Raw genomic sequence first — 11,657 nt, 5'->3', positions numbered from 1 at the left:
CACGTCCTGAGGCCTTCATGTCGGGCTTCATGATCCGGCGCCTGATTCAGGCGCTGCTGGTGCTGCTGACCATGTCGGCGCTGGTCTTCGTGGCCGTGTTCGCGATCGGCGATCCGCTGGCGCTGCTGGTCGATCCGCAGGCCGACCAGCACGACATCGCCCGCGTCCGCCGCGGGCTGGGGCTGGATCAGCCGTGGTGGGTGCAGTACGCCCGCTTCCTAGGCGCGCTGGTCCACGGCGATCTGGGGCGATCCTTCGTCCATGGCGAACCGGCGATCCGGCTGGTGCTGGAACGCATGCCCGCAACGCTGGAGCTGGCCGTTGCGGCGCTGCTGATTGCGCTGCTGGTGGGCGTACCGCTAGGGCTGTGGGTCGGGCTGCAACCCCGGTCCTGGTCGGCCCGGCTGATCGACGCGTTGTCGCTGCTCGGCTTTTCGTTGCCCACCTTCTGGGTCGGCATGATGTTCATCATGCTGTTCGGCGTCTGGCTGGGCTGGTTGCCGACCGGCGGGCGCGGCGAAACGACGCTCTGGCTGGGCATTCCGCTGTCGATCGGTTCGCTCGACGGCTGGCGCCACCTGCTGCTGCCCGCGCTGACGCTGGCACTGTTCAAATGCTCGCTGCTGCTGCGGCTGACCGCCAGCGCCACGCGCGAGGCATTGCGCCAGGACTACGTCCGCTTCGCCCGCGCCCGGGGGCTGCACCCGGCGCGGATCGTGTTCGTGCACGTGTTCAAGAACATCCTGATCCCGATCGTGACGGTCAGCGGGCTGGAATTCGGCTCGCTGATCGCCTTTGCCGTGGTCACCGAAACCGTGTTCGCCTGGCCCGGCATGGGCAAGCTGCTGATCGAGGCCATCGGCCAGCTCGACCGGCCCGTCGTTGTCGCCTACCTGCTGGTCACCGTCACGCTGTTCGTCACCATCAACCTCGCCGTGGATCTGCTCTATGCGCTGCTCGACCCGCGCGTGCGCCTCAGGAGCCGGTCATGAGCCGCCGCGGCTGGTTCAGCCTGATCCTGCTGGCGGCCCTGCTGCTCGCCGCGTTGCTGGCGCCGTGGCTGGCGTCGCAGAATCCGTACGATCTGGCCACGCTGGACATTCTGGATGCACGCCTGCCACCGGGCAGCGCGGCCCTCGACCACGGCGGCACCTACTGGCTGGGCACCGATGCACAGGGCCGGGACATGCTGTCCGCCATGCTGTACGGCTTGCGCATCAGTCTGGCTGTCGGCGTGCTGAGCACACTGCTGGCCCTCACGGCGGGCGTGGTGCTCGGCCTGCTCGCCGCCTGGCACGGCCGTTGGGTCGATGCGCTGATCATGCGCGTGGTGGACATCCAGCTCTCCTTCCCGGCCATTCTGCTGGCGCTGGTGCTGCTGGCGCTGACGGGGCCGGGCGTGTCCAAGATCGTACTGGCCTTGCTGGCGGCACAGTGGGCCTACTACGCCCGCACCGCACGCAGCGCCGCGCTGGTCGAGTGCCAGAAGGATTACGTCGCGGCGGCCCGGCTGTTACGGCTGCCGACATGGCGCATCCTGCTGCGCCACGTCCTGCCCAATTGCCTGCCCACCCTGCTGACCGTCGCCGCCCTGCAGCTTGCCGCTGCAATTTCGCTCGAAGCTACGCTGTCCTTCCTCGGGCTGGGATTGCCGGTCACCGAGCCCTCGCTGGGCCTGCTGATCGCCAACGGCTTCCAGTACCTGCTGTCCGGACGCTACTGGATCAGCGTGTTTCCCGGCCTGTTGCTGGTCGTCGTACTGACCTGCTGCAATCTGCTGGCCGATGCGCTGCGCCAGCGGGCCGACCCGCGCGAGGCCGGACGATGAGCGTCCTCGACGTGAAGGACCTCACCATCCACATCGGCGACACCAAGTCCCCTGCCCATGCCGTCGACAGCGTCAGCCTGCATATCGAGCGCGGCGAGGTGGTCGCGCTGGTGGGCGAATCCGGCTCCGGCAAAACGCTGACCGGTCTGGCCATTGCCGGGCTGCTGGACCCGCCGCTGCGTCGTGTCGGCGGCGAGATCACGTTGTTGGGCGAAAACTTGAGCGCCCTGCCCGAGAGCCAGCTGCGCCGGCGGCGCGGCGACCGGCTGGCGATGGTGTTTCAGGACCCGATGGCGACACTGAACCCGGTGCTGCGGATCGAAACCCAGCTGGTCGAAACCATCCGCGCCCACCGTAACGTCGGCCGCAACGCGGCCAGGGACGAAGCGCTGGCCATGCTCGACGAGGTGGGCATCACCCTCCCGGCACAGCGCCTGCGCGCCTACCCGCACGAACTCTCCGGCGGCATGCGCCAACGGGTGGCCATTGGCGCCGCGCTGATCAACCGGCCCGCCCTGCTGATCGCAGACGAACCGACCACGGCGCTGGATGTCACTTTGCAGGCGCAGATCCTGGCCCTGATCGACCAGTACCGCCGCGACCACGGTACAGCAGTGCTGTGGATCACCCATGATCTGGGGGTGGCGGCCGGCTTTGCCGACCGGGTGCTGGTGATGTATGCCGGCCAGATCGTCGAATCCGGCCCCTGTGCCCGGGTATTGCAAGCCCCGGCCCATCCCTACACCGCCGCCCTGCTGGGCGCGATTCCCGGCAGCGTACCGCCCGGCACGCCACTGGCCACGCTGCCCGGCCAGCCGCCAGGCCTTTCGCCGCCGCCCGAAGGCTGCCGCTTCCGCGCCCGCTGCCCGCGCGCCGCGGCCGCCTGCATCGCAGCGCCGCCACAAGTTGCCACCGGCGAGGCGCGGACGGTGCGGTGCTTCTTTCCCTTGGTGACCCCGCCATGAACGAACCCCTGTTCCATGCCCGGAACATCAGCCAGAGCTATGTACTGGCGAATGGCTGGCGCCAGCGGCGATCCACGCTGCAGGCGCTGGATGATGTCTCCCTCACCCTCCACGCTGGCGAGTCCGTCGGCATCGTCGGCGAATCCGGCAGCGGCAAATCCACGCTGGCCCGCATCATCGTCGGCCTGCTGCCGCCCACCGCCGGCGAGCGCTACTGGCAAGGACAACGCCTGCCGGACGGGCCGCACGCCGGCATCCAGATGGTGTTCCAGGACGCGGCATCCGCCCTCAACCCGCGCGCCCGCGTGACCGAACTGATCGCCGAAGCACCGCGCATTCACGGCTTGATCACCAGCGGGGAAAGCGACTTTGTCGCCACCCAGCTGAACCGCGTCGGGCTGGACCCGCAACTGGCGCAGCGCTACCCGCACCAGCTTTCCGGCGGACAGCGCGCCCGCGTCGGCATTGCCCGCGCACTGGCCGTGAAACCGCAGCTGCTGGTGTGCGACGAAGCCGTTGCGGCGCTGGATGTGCTGATCCAGGCCCAGATCCTCAACCTGCTGCAACAGTTGCGCCGCGAGCTGGGATTGACACTGCTGTTCATCAGCCACGACCTGGGTGTCGTGCGCCACCTGTGCGAGCGGGTCGTCGTCATGCACCACGGCCGGATCGTGGAGACGACCTCAGCAGGGCAACTGGCCGGCTTGCCCAGCTCCCTCTTCCGCTCCTGAACGGACCCCGAATCGAGGTCATCCGGTTGGCACCCGTTTTCCGGAGGCGTTCCGGGTGGCTAAGGTATGCTGGTCCGGGTGTTCGCTGCGTAGGGCGGATTCGGCGCGTAGCGACAATCCGCCGATTGTCTGCACCATTAACCTGATCCGGTGTGCCGCGATTCAAAAGCCAAACTGCCGGACCCGCCCGGCTGGCGGGTTACTTTCTTTGCTTCGCCAAAGAAAGGCGACCCCGCGCCTTACGGCCCTCCGGACTACCCTCGGTCGGTCGCGAGCCAAGCCATAAAGCCGACTTGTCTCTCTCCACTCCCTCGGCGCTTGACGAGGGGATAAAAACTGGCGCTCTGGATCCCGCGTTTTCTTTGCCTCGCGACGGAAACTGAAAAATCGCCGGGTTCAATTCACGATCGGCACACTATTAAACAAAACGGTGAATTGGCTCCGCCGAATCCACCCTACCGCCGGCGTAGGGTGGATTCGGAGTGAAGCGACAATCCACCAATTGCAGACGCGATCAAACCAACCCGACGTACCGCGGTGAAAACCGGCCATTACCGCCATTACAATAATCTCGACTACGAAGTGATCGACGTCGTCCGCCATTCGGAAACGACCGAATAGCTGGTGCTGTACCGCGCGCTGTACGGCGATTTCGGTCTGAGGGTGCGGCCGTACGCGATGTTTTTCGAGCAGGTGGAGGTGGCGGGCGAGATGGTGCCGAGGTTTTCTTATGTGGTGGATTCGGGGAGTTTGTAGGTTTTTTGCCGGTCGTGCGCTCTGGTCCGACTTCCGCGACTCGACTGCGGAAGGCTTGATGACTGATGCTGTTGGCGCTTCAGTTTCTTAAAAAACCCAAACCAAACAACCAAACCGCCGGTCCCGCCCGGCTAGCGCAATACACAAAAGGCGTTGGAATGATCAACGCCAGCCTGCGCTACAAGGCTGCAAATTGTCGACACCAACTGGTTTATCCAGCACACCACGGCAATCATCGATGATCATTATGCCTCTGCGCCAACGATCTATTAACAATTTTCTTATTCAAATCATCCAAACCGGTTATCCTAATTTTCTTAAAAAAATCATCCCCACCAATATCAACCAACAACTTCCCGACAACTTCATCCGCAAAACTGCTCGTCATTAGCGGCACGCCAGAGAAATCAATCTCAACGCCACAACCCGGGGACATATCCATCAGATTTTTAATCTTACTCCTAACAGGAAAACCTGACGCACGACTTCCAAATGAAGTTGCGCACCCAAGAATCTTAACCCTGAGGATATCTTGTTGATAATCCTCATACATAGATTCAATCCTAGATAGCGCCTCATGCACCTTACCATCAAACTTTAATGCATTCTCCAATAGCCCTATCGTAGAAAAATCGATCTCAGACACTATTAATGTACCATTAAATGGAGCCTTGTTAGTTCTTACCTCAACTTCTTCTCCGTGAGCATAAAGAGTCGCGTAACCTGAGGTTATTTTCAACATACCGCCACTTTTCGTACATATTTGGTGACTACCAAACAGCCCATTACCCTGTCCAACATTTTTATCACGAGTAATGCCCTCTTTTATTGATTCAGCAAGAGCATTTTCGTCACTTAAGTTTCTTCTACTTAAAACCCCAGAACGCAAACTATCAGGAATACCTATTCCAACATCGCAAACAATTAGAGAGATTTTCTTTTTATCCTTTCTAAACTTAGAAACCTGAACAAAGCCACAGTGCATATTTGAATGAACAAGAACATTGTCCGTCATTTCATTAGCAGCCCATTCGAAAGCTGCAAAATCGTTCTTTGATATACCATCAACATGAGTAAGAATCACATCAACGATTTTGCTAACTGCCTCATATTGCCCCTCGCTATCTGAGAAATATGTCGCAGGAACCTGAGCATATCCAAAAAACTCTCTATATGGATACATATCCGGTGATATATGATGGGCCCAATTAGTATTTACAAAGAGCCTTCTCATTTTCTCGTTCTTAGGCAACTTTATATTTATATCTATGCCATTACCTCTTCGATGGCGCGATATCGCACACAATGCAAGCATAAACTCTGGCTCAGCCTTGACACACCTTTCAAAATCAATGGTTATATCTTGATAACCCCGACCATCAATCGCGGAATAAATAGCAGCACTCAGCTCACTCAAATCATCAATAATTAGCTCTACCGGAGGGGTTATTATGTTCCCTCGCCTTTTAAACCTCATGATATTAGCCTTGTTTATTGGACGTTGCGATACAATGCGTGCCAGCATTAAACCATCGACAGCAATAAAAAAGGCATACCAAACGGCATACCTTTTTCCATAAAAATCAAACGTTATTAATCAATCCCAGCTCAACGCCCCGCCAGTCTGATACTCAGTCACCCGCGTCTCGAAGAAATTCTTCTCTTTCTTCAAGTCGATCATTTCGCTCATCCACGGGAACGGGTTGGTCACGCCCGGGAAGAGTTGGTCGAGGCCGATTTGCTGCATGCGGCGGTTGGCGATGAAGCGCAGGTATTCCTTGAACTGGCTAGCGTTCAGGCCCAGCACGCCGCGCGGCATGGTGTCTTCGGCATACGCGTATTCGAGTTCGACGGCTTTCTTGAACAGTTCGGTGATTTCGGCCTTGAACGGTTCGGTCCACAGCTGCGGGTTTTCCAGCTTGATGGTGTTGATCAGGTCGATGCCGAAATTGCAGTGCATCGATTCGTCGCGCAGGATGTACTGGTACTGCTCGGCGGCGCCGGTCATCTTGTTCTGGCGGCCGAGCGCGAGGATCTGGACGAAGCCGACGTAGAAGAACAGGCCTTCCATGATGCAGGCGAAGACGATGATCGAGCGCAGCAGTTGCTGGTCGGTTTCGAGCGTGCCGCTCTTGAACTCCGGGTCGGTCAGCACGTCGATGAACGGAATGAGGAATTCGTCCTTGTTCCGGATCGACGCGACTTCGTGATAGGCGTTGAAGATCTCGCCTTCATCAAGGCCGAGCGATTCGACGATGTACTGGTAGGCGTGGGTGTGGATGGCTTCGTCAAACGCCTGGCGCAGCAGGAACTGGCGGCATTCCGGGCTGGTGATCTGGCGGTAGGTGCCGAGGACGATGTTGTTGGCAGCGAGCGAATCGGCGGTGACGAAGAAGCCGAGGTTGCGCTTGACCAGACGGCGCTCGTCGTCGGTCAGGCCGTTCGGGTCCTTCCACAGCTCGATGTCGCGCTGCATGTTCACTTCCTGCGGCATCCAGTGGTTGGCGCACTGGGCCAGATACTTTTCCCACGCCCACTTGTGCTTGAACGGCACGAGCTGGTTGACGTCGGTGGTGCCGTTGATGACGCGCTTGTCGACGACGTTGACCCGCCCTTCGGTCGCGGCGTGGACGCTGCCGGCGCCGTGGGTGGTGGTGGATGGGGTGGCGTCTTCGAAGCTCAGCATGGTGCTAGTCCTTATCTGTCAATGTTTGTATCAATGCCGGGCGCGGCCGGTGCCGCGCCCCGTGTATTACTTGCTGCCCGGGTTCAGCAACTGAACCTGGACGTTGGAAAAATCGCTCACGCCCCACATCACCTGCATGTGGTTGAAGTCGCGGGCCTGCTGGTTGCTCAGCACGACGTCGGGCTGGAAGTTCATGTTCAGGTGAAAGTCACCCAGATACACCACTTCACCGGCCCTGATGCTGAAACGGTCCTGCCGCGGCAGGCTGATCACGTTGCGCATGCCGGCCTGTCCCAGCGTGTCCGGCATGCCCCAGTAGCCGTAGACATGGGTGATCGTGTAATCGCCCGGCGGCAGCGCGGCAAACGTCAGCCGGCCCTTGTCGTCCGGCACCTTGCCCGGTGCGCGGATGTAGTCCGTGTTCTCGCTGGCATACAGATTGCCGCCGATGCCGGCGCCGCTGAACACCAGATTGGCGTCGCCGGTGTCGGGCTGCAGGCTGTTCAGCGTGAACGCCAGCACCGCATAGCCCTGCCCCGGCGGTGGTACCAGTTTGCCCGCATCGGTCTGCGGCTTGAGCGACGCACAGCCGGCCAGCAGGATCAGCAGGCCGAGCGCCGCGGCGCGTTTGTACCATCCGTGGATACGCATCGCATCCTCCAGTCCGCCCGCAGGCGGCATCAGCTTCCGTACGGCAGGCTGCCGGCTTGCGGCAGCTTCACCTGGATGTTGGACAGCTCGTTGGCGGTTTTGCTCATCACCAGGTCATAAAAGTCGCGGCCGGCCTGATTGCTGATCGCGACCGACGGGTTGAAATCCAGCGCCACGTTGACGTTGCCGATGTAGACCACCTCGCCGGCGGCCACGGTGAACGTCTGCCCCAGCGGCAGCCACACCGGCTGGGTCCGCTCGCGGCCGCCCTCTTCGGTATGCCAGCTGCCCTGCACGTGCATCAGCTGGTAACGACCCGGCGTCAGGTTCAGCACGAAGCGCTTGCCGGGGACACTCGGCCCGTTGGGCGAGCGCACTTCATCGCCCTCCTTGGCCGTCAGCACCTGCTCGCCCTTCGGCCCGCGCAGCACCAGCGACACCCTGGCGTCATCCGGCTCCGGCGCCTGCCACGTCAGCGTCACCAGTACGCTGGCCTGCCCGGCCGGTGCTTCGAGCTTTTTCGGCTCGTTGCTGCTGAATACCTGCTGCATCTGCGTGCAGCCCGTCAATGCCAGGGCCAGACCCAGGCCTGCCAGAACCGTCTTCATTCCCTTCTCTCCCCGCTGGCCTGCTCGTTGGCGGCCTTGTTGGCTTTCTTGTTGAAACCGATTCATCAACCGCCTGCAGGCAAGCGGTTCAGGAATCGGGCCCGGCGAACCGGGCCATCTCGGCAACTACCGTCCAACCCGTTCCGGTAGGCGAGCGAGCCAAAGCAGTTTGCTATTCGCCCGAAGCGCAGACACCGGAGTGGCCGTATGGGCCATGAGGATGTCGAGCATCGGACGGAAGCAAAATGCGCAGGCGCAGCCGCCTAACGGGATGGGTTTATTGGCAGGCCTCGCAATCGGGGTTGTCGATCGAGCAGAACTTCATGTCGGTCGCCGGTTCCATCACCGGTTCGGCTTCCACCGCCGGCGCCGCAGCCACGGCCGCCGGCGCGCTGTAGCCGCCATCCACCGGCACGGCGTTCAGCTCGCCGCCACGGCCGGTCGACTTCTCGGCGTTCGATGCGGCCAGCGTGCGCAGATAGTAGGTCGTCTTGAGGCCACGGATCCACGCATGCTTGTACAGCTCGTCCAGCTTCTTGCCCGACGCACCGGCCATGTAGATGTTCAGGCTCTGCGCCTGGTCGATCCACTTCTGGCGACGCGATGCGGCTTCGACCAGCCACTTCGGATCCATCTCGAACGCGGTCGCGTAGATGTCGCGCAGGTCCTGCGGAATGCGGTCGATGCGGGCAACCGAACCGTCGAAGTACTTCAGGTCCGAGATCATCACCTCGTCCCACAGGCCGCGGGCCTTCAGGTCGCGCACCAGGTAGTCGTTGACCACGGTGAACTCGCCCGACAGGTTCGATTTGACGAACAGGTTCTGGTAGGTCGGCTCGATCGACGCCGACACGCCGATGATGTTGGCGATGGTCGCGGTCGGGGCGATGGCGACGCAGTTCGAGTTGCGCATGCCGACCGTGGCGACGCGTTCACGCAGCGCGTTCCAGTCCAGACGCTCGCTGGTGTCGACTTCGAGGAAGCCGCCGCGCTCTTCGGCCAGCAGCTTGAGCGAGTCGAGCGGCAGGATGCCGCGGTCCCACAGACTGCCCTTGAAGCTCGGGTAGGTGCCGCGCTCTTCGGCCAGCTCGGTCGACGCCCAGTAGGCGTGGTAGCAGACCATTTCCATCGACGCATCGGCGAACTCGACCGCGGCGTTCGACGCGTACGGAATCCGCTGTGCCAGCAGCGCATCCTGGAAGCCCATGATGCCGAGGCCGACCGGACGGTGCTTGAGGTTGGAGTTGCGCGCCTTGGCCACCGGGTAGAAGTTGATGTCGATGACGTTGTCGAGCATGCGCATCGCGGTCTTCACGGTGCGGGCGATCTTGTCCTGGTCGAGCACGACGGCGCCGTCGACGGTCTTCAGGTGGTTCACCAGGTTGACCGAGCCGAGGTTGCAGACGGCGATTTCGTGGTCGTTGGTGTTCAGCGTGATTTCGGTGCACAGGTTCGAGCTGTGGACCACGCCGACGTGCTGCTGCGGGCTGCGGATGTTGCACGGATCCTTGAACGTGATCCACGGGTGGCCCGTTTCGAACAGCATGGTCAGCATCTTGCGCCACAGCGTCAGCGCCGGCAGCTTCTTGACCACGCGCATTTCGCCGCGGGCGGCCTTGGCTTCGTAGCCGGCGTACGCCTCGGCGAAGTCCTTGCCGTACTTGTCGTGCAGGTCCGGCGCTTCGGCCGGGCTGAACAGCGTCCAGTCGGCGCCTTCGATCACGCGCTGCATGAACAGGTCCGGCACCCAGTTGGCGGTGTTCATGTCGTGGGTACGACGGCGGTCGTCACCGGTGTTCTTGCGCAGCTCGAGGAATTCCTCGATGTCCGCATGCCAGGTTTCCAGGTAGGCGCAGACCGCGCCCTTGCGCTTGCCGCCCTGGTTGACCGCGACGGCGGTGTCGTTCACCACCTTGAGGAACGGCACGACGCCCTGCGACTTGCCGTTGGTGCCCTTGATGTGCGAACCCAGCGAGCGCACCGGGGTCCAGTCGTTGCCGAGGCCGCCGGCAAACTTCGACAGCAGCGCGTTTTCCTTGATGCCTTCGTAGATGCCGTCGAGATCGTCGGCGATCGTCGTCAGGTAGCACGACGACAGCTGCGAGCGACGGGTGCCCGAGTTGAACAGCGTCGGGGTCGAGCTCATGAAGTCGAAGGTCGACAGCACGTTGTAGAACTCGATCGCACGGGCTTCGCGGTCGATCTCGTTCAGCGCCAGGCCCATCGCCACGCGCATGTAGAACGCCTGCGGCAGCTCGATGCGCTCGCCATCGACGTGCAGGAAGTAGCGGTCGTACAGCGTCTGCAGGCCGAGGTAACCGAACTGGTAGTCGCGGTCATGGTTCAGCGCGGCGCCGAGGCGGGCCAAGTCGTACTGGGCCAGACGGTCGTCGAGCAGCTCGGCGTCGATGCCGCGCTTGATGAATTCCGGGAAGTAGCGCGCGTAGGCGTGCACCATGTCTTCATGGCTGGTTTCCTCGCCGAGCACTTCGCGGCGCAGGCTGTCGAGCAGCAGGCGCGCGGTGACTTGCGAGTACGACGGGTCCTTCTCGATCAGCTGGCGCGCGGCCATGATGACCGACTTGCGCACTTCTTCGGCCGACACGCCGTCATAAATGTTCTTCAGCGCTTCGTTCAGGATGGCGGCCTGGTCGGTCACGCCGTCGAAACCGGTGCACGCCGATGCGATCAGCGCCTTGAGACGGCCCAGATCCAGCGGGCGGCGGCTGCCGTCTTCGTAAATCACGTTGATGCTGTCGTGGTGCTCGACTTCGTGCTCGACCCTGGCGTGCGAGCGCTCTTGCGAACGTTGTTCGCGGTAGATCACGTAGGCACGCGCGACGTCATGTTCGCCGGTCCGCATCAGCGCCAGCTCGACCTGATCCTGGATTTCCTCGATGTGGATCGCGCCGCCTTCGGGCTTGCGGCGCATCAGCGCGCGCACGACCGAATCGGTCAGGCCGGCAACGCGCTCGCGTACGCCCGCGGACGAAGCCGCCTGGCTGCCCTGCACGGCGATGAAGGCCTTGGTCACGGCCACCGAGATCTTCAGCGGCTCGAACGGCACCACGGCACCGTTGCGGCGGATGATCTTGTAGTTGGTGTACGCGCTGTTGTCGTGCTGCGCGGTGCTATCGAGGGTATCGGTCATTCGGCTTCCAGTGGTGCTATCCAGCGGGGCGTACATGCGCTCTGTTCCTTCTGGCTAGAGGGGATTCTGATGATGTGCACAAGTCTGTGAACACATTGTGAAGAAACACAATATCTTGTGTCTGCAAACTGCGATCAACACAAATACTAGGGGAAGTTCGCCGGCTAGTGCAACAGCGCGATGCTGTGATAAGCGACGGCCGGCAGGGGGTGAAAGCTGTCGTCGCCAGCGAAAACCGGGTAAGCAGAACCGGCCATGTCATGCGGATGTGCCGGCTCGCC

Annotated in this window: 9 protein-coding genes and 1 pseudogene; 5 read left to right on the top strand and 5 right to left on the bottom strand. The window is 61.7% G+C overall.

Going from position 1 to position 11,657, the window contains the following annotated elements; translation table 11 throughout:
• Positions 1-17 precede the first annotated feature (17 nt).
• From IE097_RS03610 to IE097_RS03590, 5 genes and pseudogenes are all read left to right on the top strand, one after another.
• Positions 18-992, top strand: coding sequence for an ABC transporter permease (locus IE097_RS03610; RefSeq protein ID WP_189458785.1), 975 nt, complete (start codon positions 18-20; stop codon positions 990-992).
• Positions 989-1,828: an ABC transporter permease gene (locus IE097_RS03605; protein WP_189458784.1), complete on the top strand. Its 840-nt coding sequence runs from the start codon at positions 989-991 to the stop codon at positions 1,826-1,828. The genes IE097_RS03610 and IE097_RS03605 overlap by 4 nt, the downstream gene beginning before the upstream one ends.
• Positions 1,825-2,793 (top strand): ABC transporter ATP-binding protein, encoded by a 969-nt coding sequence (locus IE097_RS03600; RefSeq protein ID WP_189458783.1) that lies wholly within the window; start codon positions 1,825-1,827, stop codon positions 2,791-2,793. Before IE097_RS03605 ends, IE097_RS03600 begins: the two co-directional genes overlap by 4 nt.
• Positions 2,790-3,524, top strand: a complete 735-nt coding sequence (locus IE097_RS03595; RefSeq protein ID WP_189458782.1) for an ATP-binding cassette domain-containing protein — start codon at positions 2,790-2,792, stop codon at positions 3,522-3,524. The genes IE097_RS03600 and IE097_RS03595 overlap by 4 nt, the downstream gene beginning before the upstream one ends.
• A 537-nt stretch (positions 3,525-4,061) precedes the next feature.
• A pseudogene (locus IE097_RS03590) lies at positions 4,062-4,280 on the top strand (DUF1653 domain-containing protein).
• A 232-nt stretch (positions 4,281-4,512) separates the two neighbouring features.
• Here the strand turns inward: IE097_RS03590 and IE097_RS03585 are convergent.
• From IE097_RS03585 to IE097_RS03565, 5 genes are all read right to left on the bottom strand, one after another.
• On the bottom strand, positions 4,513-5,805 hold the full coding sequence (locus tag IE097_RS03585; protein WP_189458781.1) for an STAS-like domain-containing protein: 1,293 nt from the start codon (positions 5,803-5,805) through the stop codon (positions 4,513-4,515).
• Between the two features lie 72 nt (positions 5,806-5,877).
• Positions 5,878-6,966, bottom strand: a complete 1,089-nt coding sequence (locus tag IE097_RS03580) for a ribonucleotide-diphosphate reductase subunit beta (RefSeq protein WP_189458780.1) — start codon at positions 6,964-6,966, stop codon at positions 5,878-5,880.
• A 66-nt stretch (positions 6,967-7,032) separates the two neighbouring features.
• Complete coding sequence (locus IE097_RS03575) at positions 7,033-7,617, bottom strand: hypothetical protein (protein WP_189458779.1); 585 nt, start codon at positions 7,615-7,617, stop codon at positions 7,033-7,035.
• Positions 7,618-7,646: 29 nt separating this feature from the next.
• Positions 7,647-8,225 carry a hypothetical protein gene (locus IE097_RS03570; protein ID WP_189458778.1) on the bottom strand — a complete coding sequence of 193 codons (579 nt, stop codon included), beginning with the start codon at positions 8,223-8,225 and terminating at the stop codon, positions 7,647-7,649.
• A 277-nt stretch (positions 8,226-8,502) separates the two neighbouring features.
• On the bottom strand, positions 8,503-11,376 hold the full coding sequence (locus tag IE097_RS03565) for a ribonucleoside-diphosphate reductase subunit alpha (RefSeq protein WP_229797410.1): 2,874 nt from the start codon (positions 11,374-11,376) through the stop codon (positions 8,503-8,505).
• Positions 11,377-11,657 lie beyond the last annotated feature (281 nt).

Origin of the sequence: Jeongeupia chitinilytica (assembly GCF_014652315.1) — a bacterium.
GTDB lineage: Bacteria > Pseudomonadota > Gammaproteobacteria > Burkholderiales > Chitinibacteraceae > Jeongeupia > Jeongeupia chitinilytica.
This window is presented reverse-complemented; position numbering and strand designations above follow the sequence as displayed.